The organism is Azorhizobium doebereinerae UFLA1-100, from assembly GCF_000473085.1.
Lineage (GTDB): Bacteria > Pseudomonadota > Alphaproteobacteria > Rhizobiales > Xanthobacteraceae > Azorhizobium > Azorhizobium doebereinerae.
Genome location: NZ_AXBA01000026.1, coordinates 47,172 through 71,742, shown reverse-complemented (window position 1 = coordinate 71,742; position 24,571 = coordinate 47,172). Strand labels below are relative to the sequence as shown.

Here is a 24,571-nt window from a genome sequence, read left to right as displayed (position 1 = left end):
CCGTGGCGGCCTGCGGCCCGCACCCGCCGGCCATCACGCTGAGGCCGGGCGGCATGGCGATTCCGTGGTCGCCCAATGAACCATTGCCCCCACTTAAGGACCCCTTGCTTGTGCGAGGCTTGGGCTAGCATGGAGATACCATTTCGCCGCCGCGCCGCCTGTTTCGTCAAGGCCTTACATGGCGCCCGCCCCCTCGCCGGACGCCCGCCCGGCCGGCGGCCGCGGTGGGGCGGCCGGGGTGGACAGCCCGCATAACCGGGTATATACACGTAATATGAATTCGCCCTGCTACTGCAACAAGCTGAGGACGGCGGCGCGCAAGGTCGCCACCGTCTATGACGAGGCCTTGGCGCCGCTGGGCATCAACATCGCGCAATATTCCCTGCTGCGGATCATCGAGCGGCGCCAGCCGGCCAGCCTGACGGACGTCGGCCGGCTCGCCGCGCTGGAGCGCTCCACGGTGGGGCGGAACGTGCGCGTGCTGGAACGCATGAAGCTGGTGGCCATGGGGCGCGGCGCGGACCAGCGGGAAGCCGTGGTACGGCTCACCCCGCAGGGGGAAGAGGTGCTGCGCGCGGCGGCCCCCGTCTGGCAGAGCTGCCAGCGCGGGCTGGAGGACCGGCTCGGCACGGCGCATATCGAGACGCTCACGCGCCTGCTCGAAAGTCTGTGATTTTCGGCGTTTTCACGGGTATATACCCGTAAATAGGTGACTGAATGACCGCGCTTCCCGTCCCCGAGACCGCCGCCTTGCCCACCTTCCTGGCCCGCCGCGGCATCCATTACGGATGGGTGGTCGTCGGCGTCACCTTCCTGACCATGCTGGTCACCGCCGGCGCCGTGGGCGCGCCCGGCGTGCTCATCGCCCCGCTCCAGAAGGAGTTCGGCTGGGCGACGGCGGACATTTCCTCCAGCCTCGCCGTCCGCCTCGTGCTCTACGGCGTGCTCGGCCCGTTCGCGGCCGCCTTCATCAACCGCTTCGGCCTGCGCCGCGTGGCCACCGTGGCGCTCTCTCTCATCGCGGCGGGCATCCTCGGCTCGTTCGCCATGACCAGGGTCTGGCACCTCGTGCTGCTCTGGGGCGTCGTGGTGGGCATGGGCACCGGGCTCACCGCCATGGTGCTCGGCGCCACCGTGGCGCAGCGCTGGTTCGCGCATCGGCGCGGGCTGGTCATGGGCCTGCTCACCGCCAGCAGCGCCACCGGCCAGCTCGCCTTCCTGCCGCTGCTGGCGCAACTGACCGAGACCATGGGGTGGCGCAGCGCCCTCGCCGTGATGCTGGCCCTGCTGCTGGTGGCGGCGGTCGCCGTGCTGGCGCTGATGCGCGACCGGCCGTCGGACATCGGCCTTGCTCCCTATGGCGCCGCAGCGCCGGTGCCCGCGCCCGCGCCGTCCAGCTTCGGCGCCATGCTGGCCTCGCCGCTGCTGGTGCTGCGCGAGGTCTCCGGGTCGCGCACCTTCTGGGTGCTGTTCGGCACCTTCTTCATCTGCGGCGCCAGCACCAACGGCCTGATCCAGACCCATTTCGTCTCGCTGTGCGGCGACTTCGGCATGGCCTCGGTGACCGCCGCCTCCATGCTGGCGCTGATCGGCTTCTTCGATTTCTTCGGCACCATCGGCTCGGGTTGGCTCTCCGACCGCTTCGACAGCCGCAAGCTGCTGTTCTGGTATTACGGCCTGCGCGGCCTCTCGCTGCTCTATCTGCCGTTCACCGACTTCAGCTTCTACGGCCTGTCCCTGTTCGCCGTCTTCTATGGGCTGGACTGGATCGCCACCGTTCCGCCCACCGTGAAGCTGATCGCGGACCGCTATGGCGAGCGGGCCAACCTGGTGTTCGGCTGGGTGTTCGCCGGCCACCAGATCGGCGCGGCCTGCGCCGCCTACGGCGCCGGCTTCAGCCGCACGGTCTACCAGACCTACCTCCCCGCCTTCTTCGTCGCCGGCCTGCTCTGCCTCGTCGCCGCGCTCGCCGTGCTCGCGGTCCGCGCGCCGACCCGCGCCGGCACGCCGGCCTGACCATTCCGCGGCAGGCCACGGCCTGAACCTGCAACAGGAGACCTTCCCATGAGCCAGCCCGACATCATCCTCGCCCATCCCGTGCGCACGGCCATCGGCGCCTATAACGGCGCGCTCAAGGCCACGCCGGCCACCGAGCTGGGCGCCATCGCCGTGCGCGAGACACTGCGCCGCTCGGGCCTCGAACCCGGCGAAATCGGCACCGTGGTGATGGGAAACGTCGTCCAGGCGGGCAACCGCATGAACCCCGCCCGCCAGGCCAGCATCGGCGGCGGCCTGCCGGTGGACGTGCCGGCCATGACCGTCAACCGGGTCTGCGGCTCCGGCGCCCAGGCCATCGTGACCTCGGCGCAGGAGATCGCCGCCGGCGCGGCCGAAGCGGCGGTGGCCGGCGGCATGGAGAACATGGACCGCGCGCCCTACCTCATGGATGGCGGCCGTTGGGGCTATCGCATGGGCCCGGCGCAGATCCTCGACAGCATGCTCACCGACGGGCTCAACGATGCCTTCTCCGGCCAGCACTCGGGCTGGCACACGGAGGATCTCGTCACCAAGCTCCAGATCACCCGCGCCGAGCAGGATGCCTTCGCCGCCCGCTCCCAGCAGCGCTTCGCCGCGGCCCGTGACGCCGGCCTGTTCATGCCCGAGATCGTCGCTGTGGAGCTGAAGGGCCGCAAGGGTACCGAGCTGTTCGCCACCGACGAGGCTCCCCGGCCCGAGACCACGCTGGAGACCCTCGCCAAGCTGAAGCCCGCCTTCCGCCCGGAGGGCAGCATCACCGCCGGCAATGCGCCGGGGCTGAACAGCGGGGCCGCGGCGATGATCGTCGCCGACCGCGCCTTCGCCGAGCGCAAGGGCGTCGTCCCCATGGCCCGGCTGGCCGGCTATGGCGTGGCGGCGGTGGAGCCGGGGCTGTTCGGCCTCGGCCCCGTGCCCGCGGTGCGCAAGGCGCTGGCCCGCGCCGGCTGGACGCTCGGCGACATCGAGCGGGTGGAGATCAACGAGGCGTTCGCCGCCGTGCCCCTCGCCGTCGCCCGCGAACTCGGCCTGCCGGAGGACATCGTGAACGTGGAGGGCGGCGCGGTGGCGCACGGCCACCCGATCGGCGCCACCGGCGCCATCCTTGTTACCCGCCTGCTGCATTCCATGGCGCGCGACGGCCTGTCCCGGGGTATCGTCACCCTGTGCATCGGCGGCGGCCAGGGGATCGCGCTCGCCCTTGAGACCCTTTGAGCGCCGGAGCAGCAGCCCCATGGCCGACATCGCCGCCACGTCCCTGCCCCGCGCCCCGGCGGCAGCCGCCATCGACCATCGCACGGTGCGCCTGCTCGAGGCGCCGATCCTGCCGCTGCTCGTCCGCCTCGCCTGGCCGAACGTGCTCATCATGCTCGCCCAGGCCTCCACCGGGCTGATCGAGACCTGGTGGGTGGCCAAGCTCGGCACCGACGCGCTGGCCGGCATGGCGCTGGTGTTTCCCGCCGTCATGCTCATGACCACCATTTCCGCCGGCGCCATCGGCGGCGCCGTCTCCTCCGCCATCGCCCGCGCCCTCGGCGCGGGCCGGCGGGAGGACGCCAACGCGCTGGTGCTGCACGCGGTGGTCATCAACCTGATCCTCGGCCTCGGCTTCTCCGCCCTGTTCCTGCTCGCCGGCCGGCCGATCTACCGCCTCCTCGGCGGATCGGCGGGCGACCTGGAGGCCGCTCTCATCTATTCCAACGTCGCCTTCGCCGGCACCGTCTTCGTCTGGCTGATGAACGGCCTGGCGAGCGTGATCCGCGGCACCGGCAACATGCTCTATCCGGCGGTCGTGACCTGCGTGGGCGTGGTCTTCCTGGTGCCGGTGTCGCCGGTGCTGATCTTCGGCCTCGGCCCCATCCCACCGCTGGGGATCGCCGGCGGCGGCGCCGCGCTCGTCGCCTATTACGCCGCCGGCACGCTGGCCATGGCCTGGCACATCCAGGCCGGGCGGAACCCGGTGCGCTTCCAGCGCGCGCGGATGCGCTGGCGCCTGTTCGCCGGCATCCTGCGCGTGGGCGGCCTGTCGGCCATCAATTCCATCCAGACCAACCTGATCATCGCCGGCTCGACCGCCCTGGTGGCCGCCCATGCGGGCATCGGCGCCGTCGCGGGCTTCGGCACCGGGGTGCGGCTTGAATACCTGCTCATTCCGCTGGTGTTCGGCATCGGCGCGCCGATGGTGGCCATGGTCGGCACCAATATGGGCGCCGGCCGGTTCGACCGCGCGCTGACGATCACCCTCACCGGCGCGGGCCTCGCCTTCGCCATCACCGAGGCGATCGGCCTCGCGGCCGCCGCCTTCCCCGGCGCGTGGCTGGCGCTGTTCAGCGCCGAGCCGGACATGATCGAGGCCGGCTCGGCCTATCTGCGCATCGTCGGCCCGACCTACGGCTTCTTCGGGCTCGGCCTGTCGCTCTATTTCGCCGCGCAGGGCGCGGGGCGCCTGTTCTGGCCGCTGGCCGGCGGCTTCCTGCGCGTGCTGATCGCGCTCGGCGGAGGTTGGCTGGCGCTGACGCTCACCGGCGCCCTGCCCGCCTTGTTCGCGGCCCTCGCCCTGGCGCTCGTCGTCTATGGGGCGACGGTGTTCGCCGCCGTGCGCACCGGTGCCTTCCTGCGATGAGCCGGGACATGGCACGTGAGCAGAGAGCCCGTTGACAGATACGTGTATATGCACATACATGACGCATGGAACCCGCGCCGCTCGATGCATCCGTTGTCTCCCTGGTCGCCGGCTCGTGCCTGTGCCGGCGCATCCAGCAGGCGAGCCGGACCGTGGGCAAGCGTTTCGACGAGGCCTTCCGCCCCGTCGGTCTCAGCAATTGGCAGTTCACCCTGCTGATGGCGCTGGCAGCGCCGAAGCCGCGCACGGTGAGCCAGGTGGCGGCCGATCTGGGGATGGACCGCACCACCGCCACCAAGAACCTGCAACCGCTGGAGCGCCGCGGACTGGTCGAGATCCGTGCCGATGTGAAGGACAGGCGGGTCCGCCGGATCACGCTGACGCGCGAGGGGCAGGCGCTCCTGGGCGAAGCCATCGCGCGCTGGCGCACCGTCAACGAAGCCGTCGCCGCGCCCCTCAGCCGGGGTGATCTGGCGGCACTGATGTCCGGCCTTGAGGCCATCAGCGCCGAACAGGACTGACCTCGCCCCGAGTGAGCACGCGATCAGTACCCGACGCCCAAATATGTGCATATGCATTAATATACGCTCGAACGACGACGCCGGGTCTTCAAGTCCCGCCCGGAGGCGTCCGCGGGCGGCCGATACCGCCCCCCGGCCGCCCGCCCCCTCCGCCGACCCCGCCGAACAGCGTCCTCAGGCCTCGTAATAGTCCAGGAACATGGTGATGCCGCCGCGGATCAGCGCTTCCACCGCCTCCGGCGGGCGCGGCGGCAAGGCCAGCGCGCCGCTGAGATCCATCTCGCCGCGGATCAGCGACATGAACTGCTCGGCGGCGAGATCGACGTCCGGGATCTGCAGACGCCCCTGATCGCAGAGCGCGCGCAGGAAGGTCGAGAACTGTCGGAGGCACACGCCGGGCCCCTCGTCAAAGAAGGCCCGCGCCAGGCGGGGGAAGCGCGGGGCCACGGGGACGAGAACCCGGTACAGGTCCAGCCCGTCGTGCGCGGTGAAGATGGCGCTGATGTTGCGCGCCATCTCCAGCAGCTCGTGCCTGATGTCGCGCCGGGTGGCGTCCGGCTTGTAGATCCGCCCGCCGATGGCACGGCATTCCTGCCGGATCATCGCCTCGAACAGATCCTCCTTGTTGGCGAAATGCGCGTAAAGCGTGGCCTTGGAAACCCCTGCCTCGCGCGCGATGGCGTCCATGGTGGAAGCGTCGTAGCCGCTGTCCAGAAACACCGCCCTGGCCCCGGCAAAGATCTGCAACCCTTTTTTGCTCAACGGCTTTTCGGCCTGATCGGCGTCCGCAACCCCCACCATCCTCGCCACCCTTTTTTCGCCATTTCATCGAACTAAACGGTTCGGTAGGCATTGACTCCCGGCTGCCCCGATCTTAACACACTATCGCAGAACTGAACGGTTCGGTTCATTTTTTCGGGTGCCCCCGTGTCGCAGTCCGCTCTGAACGAGAATAGCCTCCGCCCGTCCGCCGCCCGCATGAAGATCGCCGCCGCGGGGGTGTCCCTGCTGGTTCTGCACGGCTGCATGGTCGGTCCGGATTCCGTTCCGCCGCAGGCCCCACTGGTGAACAGCTACGGCCCCGAGGGTACCCCCAAGCCGACCACCTCCGCCGACGTCCATGGCGGCGGCACGCAGGTGTTCCGCCCCGGCCGCGACCTGCCGGGCGACTGGTGGAAGGTGTTCCGCAACAAGCAGATCGATGCCTTCGTGCAGGAGGCCATCGCCAACCATCCCGACATCGCCTCCGCCCAGGCGGCGCTTCGGGCCGCCCGCGAGAACGTGCTGGCCGAGCAAGGCAGCCTGTTCCCGCAGGTGTCGGCCAATGGCTCGGTCACCCGCGAGCAGGCGGCACCGGCGACCTCGGGCCTGCCCAGCAGCACGTCGGGCTATTCGCCCTACACGCTCTACAATTCCGGGGTGAGCGTATCCTATGCGCTCGACGTCTGGGGCGGCACCCGCCGCCAGGTGGAAGCGCTCCAGGCCCAGGCGGATTACCAGCAGTACCAGTTGGAGGCGACCTATCTCTCGCTGACCGCCAACGTGGTCACGGCGGCCATCACCGACGCCTCGCTGCGGGCGCAGATCGACGCCACCAACGACATCATCAAGTCGGAGCAGGAACAGCTCACCCTGATCCAGCGCCAGTTCGAGCTGGGCGCCGTGGCCCAGTCCGACGTGCTGTCGCAGCAGTCGAACCTCGCGCAGACCCAGGCCACGCTGCCGCCTCTGCAGAAGCAGCTCGCCCAGCAGCGCAACCAGCTGATGGCCTATCTCGGCCGCCTGCCGAGCGAGGATCGCGGTGAGCATGTCACCCTGTCGAGCCTCACCTTGCCGCGCGACCTGCCGGTCAGCGTGCCGTCCGCCCTGGTCCGCCAGCGGCCCGACATCGCCTCGGCGGAAGCCAGCCTGCACAAGGCCACCGCGACGGTGGGCGTGAACGTCGCCAACATGCTGCCGCAGGTGACGCTGAGCGGCAGCTACGCCCGCAACAGCCTGACCGCGGGCAGCCTGTTCTCGCCGGGCAATGCGGCCTGGAGCGTGGCCTCCAGCGTGTCGCAGACGGTGTTCGACGGCGGCACGCTGTTCCACGACAAGGAAGCCGCCATCGCCAGCCGCGACCAGGCCTTCGCCACCTACAAGAGCACGGTGATCACCGCCTTCAAGGACGTGGCGGATTCGCTGCGCGCCATCGAGGCCGACGCCAGCACGCTCAAGGCCCAGCTCGCCTACGAGCGGGCCGCGCAGGACAGCGTGAAGATCTCCCGCACCCAGTATCTGGCGGGCGCGGTGACCTATCCCTCGGTGCTCACCGCCGAGCAGAACTACCAGCAGGCCGTCATCGCCCGCGTCAAGGCCCAGGCCTCGCGCTTCAGCGACACCGCCGCCCTGTTCCAGGCCCTCGGCGGGGGCTGGTGGAACCGGGTGGACCAGACGGCGCAGGCCTTCCCGCGCACCGACGCGGGCTATTTCCAGGACCACTGACCGGACCGCCACTGACCGGGCCACCACTGACCGGGCCTGAGCGCACCACGCGCCGCGCCCCACACAGCTTGCAGGCATTGCCGGCCCCGCACGGGCCAGGAGAGACCACACATGAAAAAGCGCATGATCATCATGCTCGTCGCCGTCGGCCTCGTCTTCGGCGCGCTCTACGGCTTCCAGGCATTCAAGGCGACCATGATCAAGCAGGCCCTGGCCTCGCTGCGCGACCCGCCGCAGACCGTCGCCACCATGGAGGCCTCGGTCACGCCCTGGCAGACCTCGGTCAAGGCGGTCGGCAGCGTCCGCGCGGAGGAAGGCGCGGACCTCGCGCTGGAGAGCTCCGGCATCGTCTCGCAGCTCACCTTCAAGTCCGGCGACGAGGTGAAGGAAGGCCAGCTCCTGCTTCAACTGCGCGCCGACCAGGAGACCGCGAACCTGGAGGCGCTGAAGGCGACGGCCGACATCAACGCCATCACCCTCAAGCGTGACCAGGAGCAGCTCAAGATCCACGCCGTCAGCCAGGCGACCGTGGACAGCGACACCGCCAACCTGAAGAAGGCGCTGGCCCAGGTGGCCGAGCAGCAGGCAGTGGTGGACAAGAAGGCCCTGCGGGCCCCCTTCTCCGGGCGCCTCGGCATCCGCTCCGTCGACCTCGGCCAGTATGTGAGCGCCGGCACGTCGGTGGTGACGCTCCAGTCGCTGGACCCGATCTTCATCGACTTCTACCTGCCGCAGCAGGCCCTCGCCGACATCAGGGCCGGCCAGAAGGTGAAGGCGAAGGTGGACACCTATCCGGGCGACGCGTTCGAGGGCACCATCACGGCCATCAGCCCCAAGGTGGATTCGTCCTCGCGCAACGTGCAGGTGCGTGCCGAGTTCGCCAACGCCGACCACCGCCTCGTGCCCGGCATGTTCGCCACGGTGGACATCCAGGTGGGCTCCCCCGCCGATCTGGTGACGCTGCCGCAGACCGCCATCACCGCCAACCCCTATGGCGACATCGTCTTCGTGGTGGAGAAGAAGGAGGGCTCGGCCACCGGGCTCGCCGTCAGGCAGGTGTTCGTGAAGACCGGCGAGGCGCGCGGCGACCAGATCGCCATCACGTCCGGCGTGAAGGCCGGCGAGCAGGTGGTGGTGGCCGGCCAGATGAAGCTGCATAACGGCTCGCAGGTAAGCGTGAACAACGCCGTCCTGCCAGCCGACAACCCCGCTCCCACCATCGTCGATCGCTGAGCGGAGGCCGCCATGTCATCCTTCACCGACATCTTCATCCGCCGGCCGGTCCTGGCCATCGTCGTCAGCCTGATGATCCTCGTGCTCGGCCTCAGGGCCATGAGCTCGATGCCCATCCTGCAATATCCGCGGACCCAGAACGCCATCGTCACGGTGACGACCACCTATCCGGGCGCCGACCCGGAGGTGGTGGCGGGCTTCATCACCACGCCGCTGGAAAATGCCGTCGCCCAGGCGAACGGCATCGACTACATGACCTCCACCAGCACCACCGGCACCAGCACCATCACGGTCAATCTGCGCCTCAACTACGATACCGGAAAGGCGCTCACCGAGATCAACACCAAGGTCAATTCGGTGCTCAACCAATTGCCCTCCGGGTCGCAGCAGCCGGTGCTGACGGTGAAGGTCGGCCAGACCATCGATTCCATGTATATCGGCTTCCGCAGCGAGGTCATCGCGCCCAACCAGATCACCGACTATCTGATCCGCGTAGTGCAGCCGAAGCTCCAGGCGGTTGAAGGCGTGCAGACCGCGGAGCTGCTGGGCAGCAAGACCTTCGCCATGCGCGCCTGGCTCGACCCGATCCGGCTCGCCGCCTATGGCGTCACCGCCTCCGAGGTTTCCACCGCGCTTGCCAACAACGACTATATCGCCAGCCTCGGCAACACCAAGGGGCAGATGGTGCAGGTGAACCTCACCGCCTCCACCAGCCTGCACAATGTGGACGAGTTCAAGAACCTCATCGTCAAGTCGGCCAACGGCGCCATCGTCCGGCTCAAGGACGTGGCCAACGTTACGCTGGGCGCGGACGACTACGACAGCGCCACCATGTTCAACGGCCGCCAGTCGGTCTACATCGGCATCCAGATCGCCCCGACCGCCAACCTGCTCGACGTCATCAAGGGCGTGCGCGCGGCGCTGCCCGACATCGAGAAGCAGTTGCCCAACGGGCTGACCATGGGCGTGATCTATGACAGCTCCGACTTCGTGAACAGCTCCATCGAGGAGGTGATCCATACGCTGGTCGAGGCCCTGGTCATCGTCACGCTGGTGGTGTTCGCCTTCCTGGGCTCCTGGCGCTCGGTGCTGATCCCGGTCATCGCCATCCCGCTGTCGCTCATCGGCACCTTCCTGATGATGCTGGCGTTCGGCTTCAGCATCAACCTGCTCACGCTGCTGGCCCTGGTGCTCGCCATCGGCCTGGTGGTGGACGACGCCATCATCGTGGTGGAAAGCGTCAACCACCACATGGAGGAAGGCATGAAGCCGCTCCAGGCGGCGTTCACCGCCGCCCGGCAGTTGGCCAACCCGATCATCGCCATGACGGTGGTGCTGATCGCGGTCTATGTGCCGATCGGCTTCCAGGGCGGCCTCACCGGCGCGCTGTTCACCGAGTTCGCCTTCACGCTGGTGGGCGCGGTGACCATTTCCGCCGTGGTGGCCCTGACCCTGACGCCGATGATGTCGGCCTACATGCTCAAGCCCGTGGACCATGCCGGCGGCGACCTGGAATCCCGCATGGTGATGGCCGTGGACCGGGTGATGGGAGCCGTGACCGGCGCCTATTCCCGCTCGCTCGCCGGCGCCCTGAACTATCTCCCGGTCATCGCCGTGTTCGCCGGCCTCGTGCTGTGCAGCGTCTACTGGCTGTACGGCTCCTCGCAAAGCGAGCTTGCCCCGGAGGAAGACCAGGGCATCATCCTCGCCCAGACCATCTCCGCGCCCGACGCGACGCTGGAGCAGAAGCTGCTCTACGGCAAGCAGACCTACGAGACCTTCGCCAAGCACCCGGAGACCGACACGGTGTTCCAGGTGGAGGCCCCCGGCACCAGCATCGCCGGCTGGGTGCTGAAGCCCTGGGACCAGCGCAAGCAGACGACGAAGACCCTCCAGCCGATGATCCAGCAGGAGCTGAACCAGGTGGCTGGGCAGAACATCGTGGCCTTCCAGCAATCGCCCCTGCCGGGATCGAACGGCCTGCCCATGCAGATCGTGATCGGCACCACCGATGGCTTCGACAAGCTGAACGCGGTGGCGGCCAAGTTCCTCCAGGATGCGCTCGAGACCGGCCTGTTCATCTTCCTCAACAACGACCTGAAGATCGACCAGCCGCAGGCCTCCGTCACCATCGACCGCGAGAAGACCTCGCTGCTCGGCCTGAAGATGAGCGACGTGGGCGGCGCCCTGTCCAGCCTGCTGGGCGGCGGCTATGTCAACTACTTCAGCCTCGACGGGCGCTCCTACAAGGTGATCCCCCAAGTGAAGCAGGAGGCCCGCCTCAACACCGCTCAGGTGCTGGATTATTACATCCGCACCGGGGACGGCACCATGGTTCCGCTCTCCACCGTGGCCCGCATCGAGACCAAGACGGTGCCGGAATCGCTCAACCACTTCCAGCAGGTGAACGCCGCCACCATCGCCGGCGTGGTGGCGCCGGGCGTCACCACGGGCGACGCCATCACCGCGCTGAAGGACCTCGCCCAGCGCACCCTGCCCACCGGCTACACCCTCGATTTCGGTGGCGCCTCGCGTCAGTATGTGCAGGAAAGCGGCGGCTTCGTCACCACCTTCGCCTTCGCCCTGATCGTGATCTTCCTGTCGCTGGCGGCGCTGTTCAACAGCTTCCGCGACCCGGTGGTGATCCTGCTCTCGGTGCCCATGTCGCTGGCCGGCGCGCTGATCTTCATCAGCATCGGCATCGGCGGCGCCAGCATCAACATCTACACCCAGGTGGGCCTGACCACGCTGATGGGCCTCATCAGCAAGCACGGCATCCTGATGTTGGAGGTGGCCAACGAGCTGCAGATCGCCGGCAAGTCGAAGCGCGAGGCGATCATCGGCGCCGCGACGCTGCGGCTGCGGCCGATCCTGATGACCACGGCGGCCATGGTGCTCGGCGTGCTACCGCTGATCTTCGCCTCAGGCGCGGGCGCCGCCTCGCGCTACAACCTCGGCCTCGTCATCGCCACCGGCCTCGCCATCGGCACGCTGTTCACGCTCTACGTCGTGCCCGCCGCCTATGTGCTGATCGCCAAGGCCCACACCCACGCGGAAGTGGAACCCGAGACGGAAGCTGACGGCGCCGCTCCCGCGCCGCATCAGGCCTGATCCAGCACGGCCCACTTGGGCGTGCGGGTGGCTGGACGTGCCGGTGGCGATGACGCCGCCGGCACCGGCCTGCCAAGGGGGGTGCGGTGCGGCCTCCCCGACACGGTCTGCGGATGTTCAGTGCCGGGCGCCGAGATAGGATTCGAGAAGCTCCCGGCGCCCCTCCTCCGACACGTCGATCTCGCTTGCCAGCCGGTGACCGGATATCTGGCCGCTGCGCACGAAATAGAGAATGTCCGAGAAGCGCGAGACCATCGCGTAATTCTGCTCGACGAGCAGGATCGAGAGGCCGGTCTCCGAGCGGATTTGCCCGAGCCGCTCGAACACGCGCCGGATGAGCAGGGGCGCCAGGCCCAGGGACGGCTCGTCCAGCAGCAGCAGCCGGGGCGCGCTCATGAGGGCCCGGCCGATCGCGAGCATCTGCTGTTCGCCCCCGCTCAGCATCCAGGCCGGCGCCCGCGTTCTGTTGGAGATTTCCGGGAAGAGATCCAGGATCGTGCTGCGCCGCGCGGCACGCGTTCTGCCGTCGAGCATGAAGCCGCCCAGGGTGAGGTTCTCGTCCACGGTCAGCGCCGCGACAATCTCGCGCCCCTCCGGCACATAGACTATGCCGCTCCTGACCCGCTCGCGCGCGGAGGCCCGGCTGAGGTCCCGCCCCGCGAAGATCACCTCGCCCTCGGCCTCGGCCAATCCGGCCACCCCCTTCAGGATCGAGGACTTGCCGGCGCCGTTCGCGCCGAGCAACGAGACGACCGCGCCGGATGGCACGGCAAGCTCCACATCGGCAACGCCGCAGGTGGCGCCGTAGCGCACGCGCAGGCCCCGGACTTTCAGAAGATCATTCATCGCCAGCCCCGAGATAGACCCGCAGGACCTCCGGATCGGCCTGGACCGCCTCCGGCGAACCGCAGGCGATGACCTTGCCGAAGTTGAGCACGTAGATCTGGTCGCACAGCTGCATGATCAGGTCCATGTCATGCTCCACCACCACCATGATGAGCGCGGGATGCATGACCCGCCGCAAAGCGCGCGTCAGGTCGCGCGTTTCCACGGCGTTCAAGCCGGCGGCGGGCTCGTCCAGCAGGAGCACCTTCGGCCCCCCGACGAGGGCACGGGCGATTTCCCCCAGGCGCTGCGTGCCGGGCGGCAGTTCCGGAGGGGCAAGATCCGCCGCTCCGGCGATGCCGAGCTCATCGAGCGCCGCCATCGCCCTGCGCCGGGCATCCTGCGTCTCCGCGCGGCCGCGCGGCATGGGCAGGAAGGCACTGCCCCATCCGCTGCGGCGAGACAGCGTCAGGCCGGTCATGACGTTTTCCAGCAGGGTGAGATCGGGGCTCAGCGCCATGTGCTGAAACGAACGCACCATGCCCAGGCCAGCCCTGCGCGCCGGAGACAGCACATCAAGCGCCGTATCGCCGAGCGCGATCCGTCCCCGGTTCGGATGATACAGGCCCGTCAGGCAGTTGAAGAGGCTGGTCTTGCCAGCCCCGTTCGGCCCGATCAGACCCGTGACCAATCCGGGCCGGAGGTCCAGGTCGACGCCCTTGAGCACATCGATGCCGCCGAACGACAGGTTTATGCCGCTCGCGACGAGCGCCCCCCGCGTCTCGGGCGCCGCTTCCGCATGGATGATCGCCATATCAGGCTCCCTTGCCGGGCAGGAGGCGGCGCAGGCCGGAGCCGCTGTTGGCGAGCAGGGTCACGATCAGCAGCGCGGAGCCGTACAGGATGGGCACATAGTCTCCCGCGCCAGCCAGATACTGCGGAACCAGGGTAATGATCCCGCCCCCGACCAGCGCCGCGAGGAGCGATGTGCCCTGCAGGCTGACCACCGAGCCCACCAGGTAGAAGATTCCGCTCCAGAGCGTGAAGCTGTTGGGCGACACGGTGGAGCTCGCAAACGCCACCACCGCGCCGGAGAGCGATGCCAGCGTGGCGCTCAAGGCAAAGACGCTGATGCGCGCCCAGCTCCGGGTGATTCCGAAGGCCTCCGCGGCGCGGGGATGGGCGCGCGCCAGAAGCAGCGCCATGCCCTGGCGGGAGCCGCGGAAATGCGCCATGGCCAGACAGACCAGGATGAGGGCGGCCAAGGCGAAATAGTATCGCTGACCGGCCTTCGCGACGCCGGGCAGAAGGTCGCGGGAGATATACAGGCCCTCGAATCCCCCGGTCCACCGCTCCATATGGATCAGCAGCTCAGGAAGGCTGAGAGCCAGAGCCATGCTGGCGACGGCGAGATATATGCCGGACATGCGGCGGGAAGGGACCGCGAACAGCAACCCGGCCGCGAAGCCCATGAGCAGGGCGACCGGCAGGCTGATCCACAGCCCCAGGCCGAGATGCTTCTCCATGACGGCCACGGTGTACGCGCCCAGCGCGACGAAGAAGCTGTGCCCGATGGACACCTCGCCGCCATATCGCACCAGAACGCTGACCGAGAGCACGGCGATCGCATTGGCGAAGCAGAGCGACAGGCTGTAGAGCAGGAACGAGCCCGACAGCATCGGCAGCACCGCCAGGACGGCCACGACCAGCGCGGCGAGCCATTTGCGCAGATCGGGCACGGCGCGGGCCGGGCTCCGGATGGCCCCTTCGGGATGCACAAGCTCAGACACGGCCACCTACCGCCTTTTCGAGGAGACCGTCGGGAAAGAAGTTCAAGGTGAGCATGATGACCCCAAGCAGGAAGGTGTTCATGAACTCGGGCGAGACGTAGAAGGAGAACAGGTTCATCGCGACACCCACCAGGATGCCGCCGACCGCGGCGCCCGGAAGGCTCGAAAATCCCCCGACCACCGCGGCCGTGAAGGCGGTCAGCATGAACGAGGCGACCGTCGTCGAGCTCAGGAAGGTGGTGGGAACGATGAGCAGCGCGGCCACCAGCCCCAGGACCGCCCCGGACACCCACGAGAACAGGTGGACCAGGCGCAGGTTCAAGCCGCAGACGCGGCTGGCGAAGGGGTTCGAGCAGACCGCGCGGAAGGCGATGCCGAGCTTGGTGCGCTCGATGACGAAGAACAGCGAACCGATCATCAGGATCGTGACCGCCAGGACGGTCAGGTCGTAGGCCGTGATCCGCAGCCCCCCCACGCCGAACCCGAACGACGGGATGGGCAGTTCCAAGCTGACGATCTCCGCCCCGAACACGATCTGGATCGTGCCCTGGAGGATGAGGCCTATGCCCAGCGTGGCGATGGTGCTGGTGAGATCGGACTTGAACACCAGCGGGGCGATCACCGCATAGGCGAGCACGCCGACAAGGCAGGTGAGGCCGAGGGACAGCGCGACGGCGCTGCCCCAGGACAGGTTGAGCAGGACGCCGGACGAGAAGCCGTAGACCAGGAAGGCGGCCAGTCCCGCCAGATTGCCGTGCGCGAAATTGACCACCCGCGAGCTCTTGAAGACCATCACCAGGCCGAGCGCGCCGAGGCCATACAGGCAGCCTGAAACGAGGCCGGACCAGAGCAGGGTCGGCAAGTCCTGGAAAAGGGCGAAAAGCCCGCTCACGACGCGACCTGCAGGTCGCGCGCGGCGCCGGCCTCGATCACCTCGATCACGCAGGGGAAATACCGCCCGGAGACGCCCTGCGTCCGGGCCGCCTCGTAATAGCGCCGGGCCAGCTCCACGGCCTTGGCATCGAAGCCGTGCTCCTTGGCCAGCGCGAGCAGGTAGTCGATGTCCTTCAGCACATATTCGGGCGGAAACGCCTTCTCCGGGAAGGCCCGGGGCAACATGGCCTTCATGCCGTGATTGCGCAGGGCGAAGCTGTCTCCCGAGCCCTTGGAGACCGCCTCCAGCAGGACCTGGGGCGCGACCCCCGCCCGCTCTCCGAGCACCATCATCTCGGCCAGCGCGACCACATGCTCGAACAGCAGATTGTTGTTGATCAGCTTCACCGTCTGCCCGGTGCCGATCTGACCGCAATGGGTGACATCGGTGCCCATGTGGCCGAGAAGCGGCCGGATCCGTTCGAAGACCTCCGGGCTGGCCCCCACCATGATGCTCAGTTCCCCCTTGCGCGCCGCCTCGCGCGTCCGGGCGACGGGCGCGTCGGCAAAGCCGATGCCGCGGGCGGCGAGCGCCGCCCCGACCCGGTGCGCCGCGCCGACCGACGTGGTGCTGAGATCCACCACCACCGAGCCCGGCCGGGCGGCGGCAAGGATGCCGTCGGGGCCCGTGCAGACCCGCTCCACTTGCGCGTCGCCGGGCAGGGACAGGAAGATCACATCCGCCGCGCGCGCCACTTCAGCAACGGAAGCTGCGACAGCGGCCTTGGTGTCCGACAGGTCCGCGAGCGCCGCGGCATTGAGGTCGAAGGCGGTCACCGCCCCCTCGTGCTTCTGGGCGAGGTTGCGGCACATCGGTCCGCCCATCACGCCCAGCCCGATGAATCCGATCGTTTCGTGCGAGGTCATTGTTCAATCCATCAACATGCCGCCATTCACGTCGAGCACCGTGCCGGTGATCCAGTTCGACGCGGGCGAGCAGAGGAAAAGAATGCTTTGGGCGATGTCGTCGGGCGTGCCGAAGCGACCGAGCGGGACGCTGCCGCTCGCCGAAGGCGGCGCCTGCCCCGTCACGTTCGCCCACATGGGCGTCTCGACGGGCCCCGGCGCAATGATGTTCGCATAGACGCCCTTGCCCGCCCCGGCCTTCGCGACCCACTTCATCAGGCCGTGGACCGCGGATTTCGCCGCCACATAGGAGGGGCCGGACGCGACACCGCCGATCTTCGCGGCGATGGAGCCGAGCGCGACGATCTTGCCGTAGCCGCGTTCCGCCATCAGCGGGTAGAGCTTGCGGACCGGATGGACGACCCCCATGACATTGACGTCGAAGACGGACTTCCACTCCTCATCGGTGGACTCCCACAGCGGCTTGTTCGAGATGCTGCCCGCGCAGAGGACGAGGATGTCGACGGCCCCGAACTCGGCGCAGACCTCGTCAATCAGCCGCTCGCTGTCCTGCTGGGAGGTGAGATCGCAACGCTTGTAGCCCGCCGCCTGCGCAAGATCCGCCTCCGCGACGATGTCCGTCGCCACCACCCTGGCGCCCGCCTCCGCCAGAACACGCACGACGGCCCTGCCAATACCACCGGCCGCGCCCGTGACGAGCGCGACCTGACCATCCAGACGCGGAGGGCCACTTACGGGAGATCCAGCCATAGACTGATCCTTGATGCATGGGTGGCCGCGATGGGTGAGCCCAGCGCGCGGGCGATGCGGCCGATCGCCCGCGGCACGAAGATGCTGCAAGCCTGCGGATGCAGCTAGGCCGGCTTGGCGTCGAACGCGACGGCCGGATAGGGGCGGAAGTCCCTCACCATGGTGAAGGCACCATCCCGCGCCTGGAGGATCGCCTCCTGGCGCGTCCCCCGATGGTCATTCGCCGTGAAGGTGACCTTCCGCGCGCCGCCCACCGAGGCATCGGTGAGCGTGTTGCCGGCGGCCAGCAGGTTCTCGCGCGTGATCGGCTTGCCGCTGTCGATCAGCGCCTCGAAGACCTTCGCGAACAGCGCCGCATTGCTCCAGCCGTTGAGGCCGAATACGCCGACCGGATCATCGGGATAGTATTTCGTAATGGCGTCCCGATACGCCTTGACCGCCGGATCCTCGCTCGTGACCGGCAGCAGCCAGGACGAGAAGTACACCCCGTCGAGCAGCTTGCCGGCGAGCTTGTAGGTTGAGGGGTCGGCGGTGAAGAACGGCGCGAACCAGTTCAACTTGAGCGCCTGCCGGTCGGCGGCCTTCAGGGCACCCGCCAGGTTCGCATTGGAGCCGAAGAGGATGGCCGCCTGGGCACCGGAATTGGCCACCCGCCGGATGTGGGGCGTGAAGTCCGTCGTCTTCACTTCGAACGGCACGGATTCGGCCGGCGCGAGCTTCTGCGCGTCCATATAGAGCTCGAACCCGCGCTTGGCGGATCGGCCGAGCTCGTCATTCTCCCAGAGCAGCGCGATCTTCTCGAGCTTCAGGTCCTTCAAGGCGTATTCGGCATTCGAGGCCGCCGACCAGCCGTAGTCCGGCAGCAGCGGGAAGACGTTCGGCTGCGAGAAGAACACCGAGGCGCCCCCGATCGGCCCGAACATGCCGAGGCCCGCCTCCTGGGCATAGGGGATCACCGCCACGTTCGTCGCCGTGCCCACGGATGCGACGAGGGCGAAGATCTTCTCGTCCTCGACCAGCCGCCGGGTCACCGCGACGCTGCGCGCCGGATCGTACCCGTCATCCATGGTGACGTAGCGGATTTTCCACCCCTTGATGCCGCCCGCCTCGTTCGCGGCGCGGAAGAAGGCCTCCGCGGCGTGGGTCAGGATCGCATAGAAGGGGACGGGGCCGGTGATCGGCGTGAACCCGCCGATGGTCACGGTCTTGTTCGCCGGATCAACCCCGATCGTATCCGCGAACGCGGATCGCAATGGCAACATGTGTGCGGAGATGGCAGCCGAAGCTAACAACCTGAGCGCTGCGCGCCGGTTCATGATGGCCTCCCTAGGACCATGAGCGGGCTTTTTTTGCCCATTGAAAGGAACGATAGTTGACCAAACTTTGCCGGTCAAACCGAAAGTGCATAATGCATTATTTTTGACCACCGGCGGCTGTGATGGCCCTCGCGCGCTCGACCACGGGCCGATCCACCATTTTCCCATCCACCGCGATCGCACCTGCCCCGCCCTGCGCCACGGCGTCGAGGATCCGCCGCGCCCAGGCGAGATCGGCATCGGACGGCAGGAATGCGGCATTGACCGGGGCGACCTGCGCGGGATGGATGCAGAGCTTGCCCCCATATCCCCTGCCCTTCGCCAGCCGGGCCTCGCGGCCGATGGCATCCTCATCCTTGAGCGCCGCACACACGCCGTCGATCGGCGGAACCAACCCGGCAAAGCGCGATTCGAGCGCGATCTGCACCCGCACGCCGTCGAGCGCGCCGTCGTCCAGGCCCGAATCCATCCCGAAATCCAGATTGCCGAAGGCAAGGCGCACCACGCCCGCCTGCCGGCAGACCTCCCGCAACCGCATGTAGCCGTCGACGGTCTCGACCAAAGCGATCAACCCGACCTCGCCGCCCAGAACGGCGTGGACAGCGGCGAGGCTTTCCGGATCGGCCTTAGGCACCATGATCGTCCGGATATCCGCCCGCGCCGCCATCTCGAGGTCGCGGGAAAACCATTGCGTACCAAATGGGTTGATCCTGAGGATACAGCGCCGGCTGCCGGGCCAGGCGATCACGGCATCCCGCGCCGGATCCTTGCGTTCGAACGGGACGGCGTCTTCAAGATCGAGGATGACGCCGTCGGCGCCGGCGGCCGCGGCCTTCTCAAAGCGCTCCGGCCGGTCGGCCGGGACAAACAGGATGGAACGGGCGGTTCGCATGATCTACCTCAATTATAATGCATCATGCATTATATGTTCTCCTTCTTCACCGGGCAACGATATGGTATGTCATTGCGTCAATGAGCCTCCGCTCCGGAAGGCTCGGGAACGGCAACGGGCGACCCAAGCACGACCATGGAATACCGGACAAAGGAAGAGCAGGTTGCGGACTTCCTGCGCGAAGGCATCATCTCGGGCCGCCTGCCGCGCGGCGCGCGCCTCAAGCAGCAGGAAATCGCCGACGAGCTGCGCACCTCGATCACCCCGGTCCGCGAGGCGCTGAAGCTCCTTGAGGCGGAGGGCTACATCGAGAGCAACTCCTATCGCGGCGCGACCGTGGTCCCGTTCGACGTCAGCGCGTCGACCGAGATCCTCAAGCTGCGCATCATGCTGGAAACCCAGCTCGTCGAAAGCGCCGCCCGCAATCTGGGATCGAACGAGATCGCCGAGCTGAGGGAGATCGCCAACCAGTTCGAGGCGGCGGCGAACGCGGGCGACAGCAGCGCGGCGCGCGGCATCAACTATCGCTTCCATCGCCGGATCTATGACTTCGCCCAGCTCCCGCAGACGCTGCACTTCGTGCAGGTGCTGTGGGCGCGCTACCCGTTCGATGTCATCAATCGCGTCGAGGGCCGCGCCCAGCGCGCCGCGGCGGAGCATGCGGAGCTGCTGCGGAATTTCATCGAGGGAGATGCCGGCGGCGCCATGCTCACCATGCGCCGCCATATCGAGTCCGGCTGGTACGAGTTCCGCCAGTGCTTCGACAGTGCGCGCGCCGCTCCTGCCGCCCAAGAAAGTGAAACCGCGGAGGAGAAAGTACCATCATGACGTCCACCATGTTTCTTGTCATGGACATGCTGAACGACCTCGTCCATGCGAATGGCGCCGGTGCCAAGACCTATGTGCCGCAGATGGCGGCACGCGACGTCATGGGACGCACCCGGGCGGCGATCGACAGGGCACGTTCGGCCGGCGCGCTGATCGGCTATGTCCGGGTGGGCTTCGCCCCCGACTATCGGGATTGCCCCCCTTCCTCCCCGGTGTTCTCGAAGGCGCGCGACAACGGCTTGTTCAAGCTCGGCACCTGGGGAACCGAGGTCCATGAGCAGTTCTCGCCGGCCCCGGAGGACTTCGATTTCGTCAAGCACCGGGTGAGCCCCTTCTACGGCACGGCGCTGGAGCCAGCCCTGCGCGCGCGCGGGATCACGCGCCTCGTCCTCTCGGGTGTCTCGACCAACGGCGTGGTTCACGCCGGCGCGCGCGAGGCGCATGACCGGGACTATGACTGCATCGTGCTGGAGGACTGCTGCGCCGGAGCGACGGCGGAGGAGCACGAGAACGCCCTGCGCTCGATGGCGCGCTTCGTGGCGATCCGCTCCAGCGACGAGGTGGACTTCGCTTCGTGAACCGGCGCGATCAGGCGCGGCTGGCCCGCGCCTGATCGCAGTCGACGGCTGGCCGTGCGCGGCGGCCTGCCAGCCGCCGTCCACGACGGTCCGGTCACACGCCGAGCAGCCGCGGGTCGATGACGTCCTGGTAGGACACGCCCGCCACGTCATGGCCGAAGCGCGCCATGAACTCCAGGTTCTGGTCGAACTGCCGCCGGCTCAATGTGGGAGGCACCGCGGCCGTCTTGCGTTGATCCGCAACAGCGCTCTCGATCAGGCGCAGATCCGTCTGGGCGAAGAACTCCTTCTGCATCAGGCGGCCCGCCTCCTGCGGATTGTCCTGGATCATCCGCGACGCACGCGCCAGGGCCCGCGTGAGCTTTCCGGCGATGTCCGCCTTGTCGGAAGTGTAGCCGGGACGGGCACATAGCGCGGTGTAGAGGAAGTTCTCCAACCCTGGCACTTCGCCCTGCGATGGGCGCGCGACCCATACGGCCAGCCCCTCCTCCACCGCCCGGTTGTTGGCCGGCGCGGTGGTATTGAAGCCGTCGATCTGGCCGGACTTGAGAGCGGAATACATCTGGTCGAGCTTGACCACCGTCAGGGTGACATCGCGATCCGGGTCCAGCCCCCCGAGGGCCAGCAGGTATCGCCAGAGCTTGTCGATCCCGCTGCCGCGCCCCGAAACCGCCAGCACCAGCCCCTTCATGCGGGCCATCCGCTCCTTCAGCGGCATTCCGGGTTCGATACCCACCTTCTTCGCCGCGGACACGCTGATGATCGCGTCGCTGGCATACTGGGACATCAGCGGTGCGAAGGCCTGGATCTTCTGGCCTTTCGCGGCCGCCAGGATCACATCACTCATGACCAGGCCGCTGACCTCGACGCTGCCGCCCAGCATGGCCGCGAGCGTGTTGGTGCCGCTTCCGGTATTGACCAGCGACACATCGAGCCCCTCCTCGGTCAGGATGTTGGCGGACTTGGCCACGAGCAGCGGCAGGTAGGCGAACGTATAACCGCCGATGCCGATCGTGAGGGGAATGCCTTTCGCGACCTGGGCCGATGCGGACCGGGTGAAGGGCGGAAGAGCGGCAACCGCCGTGGCCTGCCCGATGCCGCGAAGCAAGGACCTGCGAGAAATCATAACGACCCTCCCTCTCTGGTTTCGCGTTTCTTCAGCCGACAGGGCGGAAGTCGCCCGGCCGCTCCGCTCAGGGCTCAGCGCCAGCGGAAGATCCAGGCTTCAAGGCGCCCCAGCCCTTCATTGAGCAGGGAGGTGACCACCATGAGCGCGAACAGGGCGGCGAACACACCGGCGGTGTCGAGCTGGCCCGCGGCGTTCTGCGTGAGGAATCCGATGCCGGCGTTCGACGCCATCATTTCCGCCGCCACCGCGCCGACGAACCCGTATGGCAATCCAAGCTTCAGGCCGGTGAATATCCAGGGCATCGCCGCAGGAAGGACGACGCAGCGCTGGATGGTCAGGCGGTCGGCGCCCATGGTCCGCAGCGCCTCCACCATCTTGTGATCGACCTCCCGCACGCCGCTCAGGGTGCTGAAGAACACAAGGAAGAACACGCTGACCGCCGCGAGAACGATTTTCGGCGCCATGCCGATGCCGAACCACATGATGAACAGCGGCGCCAGCGCCACCTTCGGGAGGCCGTAGACCGCCGTCACGAAGGGATCGACCGTTCGGCGGATCGTATCGTTGGCGCCCGCCACGCAGGCCGCGAGCACGCCGGCGGTGGCCCCCATCAGGAAACCGGAAATCGTCTCCTTGAACGTGATCATCAGATTGTACTGCAAGGTGCCCGTGCGCACCCACTCGCTCAATCGCGCGAGGATGGCGCTTGGGCTGCTGATCCAGAACGGATCAGCCAGCCGACCGGACGCAAACTGCCAGAAGGCCAGGAAAGCCGCGGCGAACAGCAGGCGGTAGACCCAGATCCTGCTGACACGCCACGAGGAAGCTGCCATCCCGACGCGCGGCCGGCGACTGGGGGCGGCTACATCATTGCTGGTCATGCGGCTGTCTCCCGATGTCGGTCTCGATCGCCCCCCAGAGGCGGCGGTAGTGATCCTCGAACGCGGGCGCGAACCGGACGTCATGCACGCTGCGCGGACGCCCGATCGCGATCCGCTCGCCGAGCTTGACCCGCGACGGGCGGGGCGACAGTACGACCACCCGATCAGCGAGGGTGATGGCCTCCACGATGTCATGCGTCACGAACACCACCGTCTTGCGGGATTCGCTCCACAGCCGCATCAGCTCGGCCTGCAGCACCAGCTTGAGCTGGGCGTCGAGCGGGCCGAACGGCTCGTCCATGAGGATCGTCGACGGATTGTAGATGAGGGTGCGCGCGAGCATGGCGCGCTTGCGCATACCGCCGGAAAGCTGGCGGGGATGATGGCGCTCGAACCCTTTCAGGCCCACGCTCGCGATCATCGCGTGGACCCTGTCCCTTCGCTCGGAAACGGCCACGCCGCGGATCTCCAGCGGTACCGCGACGTTTTCCTCCACCGTTCGCCAGGGCAGCAGGCTGTCGTGCTGGGTGAGATAGCCGATCTCGGTGTTCACCCCGTCAACGGGCGCCCCGTTGCACGCAATATGCCCCTCGTCTGGCATATCCAGCCCCGCGAGCAGGTTCAGAACCGTGGATTTGCCGCTGCCGCTCGGCCCGACCACGGCAAGGAACTCCCCCTCCGCCACCACAAGCGAGAAGTCCCGCAGGACTTCCAGCGGCCCGCTCCGGGACTGGAAGACCTTCCGCACGCCCTTGAACTCGACCGCCGGCTTCGCGATCTCCAGCACCGCCACCGTTTCCGGTGCGTGACACACCTTCATTGGCTTTCCCTCTCCGATGAACAGGCGTGTTGGCCACGCTTCTGTCTGTTACAGGGCTCCCTCGACTTGCCTCCTAACGCGAGAAGAATGCAGTCGCCCGCATCGCCAGTTCGTCGCGTGGACCTTTCGCCCAGAGTTCGAGCGCCTCGTCGGGATTTTCCGAAAGCTTGGCCTCCAGCGTGAAGGACGCGTTGACGAAAAGCGGATGCACCCCGCGGAACTCGAAGCGCGTCAGGTCGGCGTCGGGCCGCAGCTCGCTTGCGAAGTTCTGGAGCAGCGTCGCCGTCAGCGGCCCATGCACCACCAAGGCCGGATAATTCTCCTCCCGGCGGGCATAGTCCCCGTCATAGTGGATGCGGTGGCCGTTGGAGGTGAGCGCTGAGTAGCGGAACAGCAGAACCGGATCCGGCTCCACGACCGTGCGCCATTGCGCTCCCGCCGGCGCGGGCGTCAGGGCGGGTGCCGGCGCACCGGGCGCGGCGGCCTCGCGATAGACGATGTCCTGCTCCTCGACGATGCACTCCACGTCGCAGCAGGTCGTGCGATGCACCACCGTGACGAACACGAGATGCCCGGCCCGTCCGGACTTCGCCTCCACCTTCGAGATGGTGCTGGTCCGAGTCGCGATCTTCCCGATGGTCAAGGGCTGGCTGTAGAAGACGCGGCCGCCCGCCCACATGCGCCGGGGCAGCGGCACGGGCGGCAGAAAGCCGCCGCGCCTGGGATGGCCGTCGACGCCAAGGGCGCTGCGCGGCACGAACGGATTAAAGAACAGCCAGTGCCAGCCCGGCGGCAGCATGTCGCCGGCCGCCGGAGACATGCCGATATCGAGCGTGGCGGCGAGGCCGGCCACCTTCTCCGCCGACAGCAGTTCGCTGACCGTCTCCTGGCGGCCCACCCATCCCTGCCAGCTTTCCGTTCCCGACGCCTCGATCACCTGGTTCATGCCATCCCGC

23 protein-coding genes are annotated in these 24,571 nt (G+C 67.8%); 10 read left to right on the top strand and 13 right to left on the bottom strand.

Annotated elements, in window-relative coordinates; translation table 11 throughout:
* The first annotated feature begins 274 nt into the window (after nt 1-274).
* From YU1_RS0118155 to YU1_RS0118135, 5 genes are all read left to right on the top strand, one after another.
* Nucleotides 275-673 (top strand): MarR family winged helix-turn-helix transcriptional regulator, encoded by a 399-nt coding sequence (locus tag YU1_RS0118155; protein ID WP_029005296.1) that lies wholly within the window; start codon nt 275-277, stop codon nt 671-673.
* Between the two features lie 44 nt (nt 674-717).
* Nucleotides 718-2,016: an MFS transporter gene (locus YU1_RS0118150; protein WP_035715819.1), complete on the top strand. Its 1,299-nt coding sequence runs from the start codon at nt 718-720 to the stop codon at nt 2,014-2,016.
* Nucleotides 2,017-2,064: 48 nt separating this feature from the next.
* On the top strand, nt 2,065-3,249 hold the full coding sequence (locus YU1_RS0118145) for a thiolase family protein (protein WP_029005294.1): 1,185 nt from the start codon (nt 2,065-2,067) through the stop codon (nt 3,247-3,249).
* Nucleotides 3,250-3,268: 19 nt separating this feature from the next.
* Nucleotides 3,269-4,657 (top strand): MATE family efflux transporter, encoded by a 1,389-nt coding sequence (locus YU1_RS0118140; protein ID WP_051357005.1) that lies wholly within the window; start codon nt 3,269-3,271, stop codon nt 4,655-4,657.
* A gap of 65 nt (nt 4,658-4,722) precedes the next feature.
* Nucleotides 4,723-5,178, top strand: a complete 456-nt coding sequence (locus YU1_RS0118135; protein ID WP_029005292.1) for a MarR family winged helix-turn-helix transcriptional regulator — start codon at nt 4,723-4,725, stop codon at nt 5,176-5,178.
* A 174-nt stretch (nt 5,179-5,352) separates the two neighbouring features.
* Here YU1_RS0118135 and YU1_RS0118130 read toward each other — a convergent pair whose 3' ends face one another.
* Nucleotides 5,353-5,979: a TetR/AcrR family transcriptional regulator gene (locus YU1_RS0118130; protein ID WP_029005291.1), complete on the bottom strand. Its 627-nt coding sequence runs from the start codon at nt 5,977-5,979 to the stop codon at nt 5,353-5,355.
* Between the two features lie 177 nt (nt 5,980-6,156).
* Between YU1_RS0118130 and YU1_RS0118125 the strand changes: the two genes are divergently transcribed.
* From YU1_RS0118125 to YU1_RS0118115, 3 genes are all read left to right on the top strand, one after another.
* On the top strand, nt 6,157-7,662 hold the full coding sequence (locus YU1_RS0118125; protein WP_035715816.1) for an efflux transporter outer membrane subunit: 1,506 nt from the start codon (nt 6,157-6,159) through the stop codon (nt 7,660-7,662).
* Nucleotides 7,663-7,773: 111 nt separating this feature from the next.
* Entirely contained in the window at nt 7,774-8,895 is a 1,122-nt protein-coding gene (locus YU1_RS0118120) for an efflux RND transporter periplasmic adaptor subunit (RefSeq protein WP_029005289.1), read from the top strand.
* Nucleotides 8,896-8,907: 12 nt separating this feature from the next.
* Nucleotides 8,908-12,006, top strand: coding sequence for an efflux RND transporter permease subunit (locus tag YU1_RS0118115; protein WP_029005288.1), 3,099 nt, complete (start codon nt 8,908-8,910; stop codon nt 12,004-12,006).
* Between the two features lie 117 nt (nt 12,007-12,123).
* Here YU1_RS0118115 and YU1_RS0118110 read toward each other — a convergent pair whose 3' ends face one another.
* The 8 genes from YU1_RS0118110 to YU1_RS0118075 form a co-directional block, all read right to left on the bottom strand.
* Entirely contained in the window at nt 12,124-12,819 is a 696-nt protein-coding gene (locus YU1_RS0118110; RefSeq protein WP_245263372.1) for an ABC transporter ATP-binding protein, read from the bottom strand.
* Nucleotides 12,820-12,844: 25 nt separating this feature from the next.
* Complete coding sequence (locus YU1_RS0118105) at nt 12,845-13,645, bottom strand: ABC transporter ATP-binding protein (RefSeq protein WP_051357003.1); 801 nt, start codon at nt 13,643-13,645, stop codon at nt 12,845-12,847.
* Between the two features lies 1 nt (nt 13,646).
* On the bottom strand, nt 13,647-14,570 hold the full coding sequence (locus tag YU1_RS30080; protein WP_245263371.1) for a branched-chain amino acid ABC transporter permease: 924 nt from the start codon (nt 14,568-14,570) through the stop codon (nt 13,647-13,649).
* A 43-nt stretch (nt 14,571-14,613) separates the two neighbouring features.
* Nucleotides 14,614-15,513 carry a branched-chain amino acid ABC transporter permease gene (locus YU1_RS0118095; RefSeq protein ID WP_029005285.1) on the bottom strand — a complete coding sequence of 300 codons (900 nt, stop codon included), beginning with the start codon at nt 15,511-15,513 and terminating at the stop codon, nt 14,614-14,616.
* Nucleotides 15,510-16,421 carry an NAD(P)-dependent oxidoreductase gene (locus YU1_RS0118090; RefSeq protein WP_029005284.1) on the bottom strand — a complete coding sequence of 304 codons (912 nt, stop codon included), beginning with the start codon at nt 16,419-16,421 and terminating at the stop codon, nt 15,510-15,512. The genes YU1_RS0118095 and YU1_RS0118090 overlap by 4 nt, the downstream gene beginning before the upstream one ends.
* A gap of 3 nt (nt 16,422-16,424) precedes the next feature.
* Nucleotides 16,425-17,171: an SDR family NAD(P)-dependent oxidoreductase gene (locus YU1_RS0118085; RefSeq protein ID WP_029005283.1), complete on the bottom strand. Its 747-nt coding sequence runs from the start codon at nt 17,169-17,171 to the stop codon at nt 16,425-16,427.
* Between the two features lie 104 nt (nt 17,172-17,275).
* Nucleotides 17,276-18,565 (bottom strand): ABC transporter substrate-binding protein, encoded by a 1,290-nt coding sequence (locus tag YU1_RS0118080; RefSeq protein WP_245263370.1) that lies wholly within the window; start codon nt 18,563-18,565, stop codon nt 17,276-17,278.
* A gap of 19 nt (nt 18,566-18,584) precedes the next feature.
* Entirely contained in the window at nt 18,585-19,379 is a 795-nt protein-coding gene (locus YU1_RS0118075) for an HpcH/HpaI aldolase/citrate lyase family protein (protein WP_029005281.1), read from the bottom strand.
* A gap of 135 nt (nt 19,380-19,514) precedes the next feature.
* Here YU1_RS0118075 and YU1_RS30075 point away from each other — a divergent pair, with 135 nt between their 5' ends.
* Both YU1_RS30075 and YU1_RS0118065 read left to right on the top strand, forming a co-directional pair.
* Entirely contained in the window at nt 19,515-20,207 is a 693-nt protein-coding gene (locus YU1_RS30075; protein ID WP_051357002.1) for a GntR family transcriptional regulator, read from the top strand.
* Nucleotides 20,204-20,785 carry a cysteine hydrolase family protein gene (locus YU1_RS0118065; RefSeq protein WP_035715813.1) on the top strand — a complete coding sequence of 194 codons (582 nt, stop codon included), beginning with the start codon at nt 20,204-20,206 and terminating at the stop codon, nt 20,783-20,785. Before YU1_RS30075 ends, YU1_RS0118065 begins: the two co-directional genes overlap by 4 nt.
* A 94-nt stretch (nt 20,786-20,879) precedes the next feature.
* Here the strand turns inward: YU1_RS0118065 and YU1_RS0118060 are convergent, their stop codons facing one another.
* From YU1_RS0118060 to YU1_RS0118045, 4 genes are all read right to left on the bottom strand, one after another.
* Nucleotides 20,880-21,911, bottom strand: coding sequence for an ABC transporter substrate-binding protein (locus YU1_RS0118060; protein ID WP_084539960.1), 1,032 nt, complete (start codon nt 21,909-21,911; stop codon nt 20,880-20,882).
* 74 nt (nt 21,912-21,985) lie between these two features.
* Complete coding sequence (locus YU1_RS0118055) at nt 21,986-22,795, bottom strand: ABC transporter permease (protein ID WP_051357001.1); 810 nt, start codon at nt 22,793-22,795, stop codon at nt 21,986-21,988.
* The gene (locus tag YU1_RS0118050) at nt 22,782-23,615 is read right to left on the bottom strand and encodes an ABC transporter ATP-binding protein (protein ID WP_051357000.1); all 834 of its coding nucleotides are present in this window, start codon (nt 23,613-23,615) and stop codon (nt 22,782-22,784) included. Before YU1_RS0118050 ends, YU1_RS0118055 begins: the two co-directional genes overlap by 14 nt.
* Before the next feature lie 73 nt (nt 23,616-23,688).
* A complete protein-coding gene (locus YU1_RS0118045) occupies nt 23,689-24,561 on the bottom strand; it encodes an HTD2 family dehydratase (protein ID WP_051356999.1) in 873 nt (290 codons plus the stop codon).
* Between the last annotated feature and the right edge of the window lie 10 nt (nt 24,562-24,571).

Bases quoted from the DNA above. Each gene is read 5' to 3' on its own strand.
- YU1_RS0118155 (WP_029005296.1), top strand. From the start codon at position 275: ATGAATTCGCCCTGCTACTGCAACAAGCTGAGGACGGCGGCGCGCAAG.
- YU1_RS0118150 (WP_035715819.1), top strand. From the start codon at position 718: ATGACCGCGCTTCCCGTCCCCGAGACCGCCGCCTTGCCCACCTTCCTG.
- YU1_RS0118145 (WP_029005294.1), top strand. From the start codon at position 2,065: ATGAGCCAGCCCGACATCATCCTCGCCCATCCCGTGCGCACGGCCATC.
- YU1_RS0118140 (WP_051357005.1), top strand. From the start codon at position 3,269: ATGGCCGACATCGCCGCCACGTCCCTGCCCCGCGCCCCGGCGGCAGCC.
- YU1_RS0118135 (WP_029005292.1), top strand. From the start codon at position 4,723: ATGGAACCCGCGCCGCTCGATGCATCCGTTGTCTCCCTGGTCGCCGGC.
- YU1_RS0118130 (WP_029005291.1), bottom strand. From the start codon at position 5,979: ATGGTGGGGGTTGCGGACGCCGATCAGGCCGAAAAGCCGTTGAGCAAA.
- YU1_RS0118125 (WP_035715816.1), top strand. From the start codon at position 6,157: ATGAAGATCGCCGCCGCGGGGGTGTCCCTGCTGGTTCTGCACGGCTGC.
- YU1_RS0118120 (WP_029005289.1), top strand. From the start codon at position 7,774: ATGAAAAAGCGCATGATCATCATGCTCGTCGCCGTCGGCCTCGTCTTC.
- YU1_RS0118115 (WP_029005288.1), top strand. From the start codon at position 8,908: ATGTCATCCTTCACCGACATCTTCATCCGCCGGCCGGTCCTGGCCATC.
- YU1_RS0118105 (WP_051357003.1), bottom strand. From the start codon at position 13,645: ATGGCGATCATCCATGCGGAAGCGGCGCCCGAGACGCGGGGGGCGCTC.
- YU1_RS0118090 (WP_029005284.1), bottom strand. From the start codon at position 16,421: ATGACCTCGCACGAAACGATCGGATTCATCGGGCTGGGCGTGATGGGC.
- YU1_RS0118085 (WP_029005283.1), bottom strand. From the start codon at position 17,171: ATGGCTGGATCTCCCGTAAGTGGCCCTCCGCGTCTGGATGGTCAGGTC.
- YU1_RS0118075 (WP_029005281.1), bottom strand. From the start codon at position 19,379: ATGCGAACCGCCCGTTCCATCCTGTTTGTCCCGGCCGACCGGCCGGAG.
- YU1_RS30075 (WP_051357002.1), top strand. From the start codon at position 19,515: ATGGAATACCGGACAAAGGAAGAGCAGGTTGCGGACTTCCTGCGCGAA.
- YU1_RS0118065 (WP_035715813.1), top strand. From the start codon at position 20,204: ATGACGTCCACCATGTTTCTTGTCATGGACATGCTGAACGACCTCGTC.
- YU1_RS0118060 (WP_084539960.1), bottom strand. From the start codon at position 21,911: ATGATTTCTCGCAGGTCCTTGCTTCGCGGCATCGGGCAGGCCACGGCG.
- YU1_RS0118055 (WP_051357001.1), bottom strand. From the start codon at position 22,795: ATGACCAGCAATGATGTAGCCGCCCCCAGTCGCCGGCCGCGCGTCGGG.
- YU1_RS0118050 (WP_051357000.1), bottom strand. From the start codon at position 23,615: ATGAAGGTGTGTCACGCACCGGAAACGGTGGCGGTGCTGGAGATCGCG.
- YU1_RS0118045 (WP_051356999.1), bottom strand. From the start codon at position 24,561: ATGAACCAGGTGATCGAGGCGTCGGGAACGGAAAGCTGGCAGGGATGG.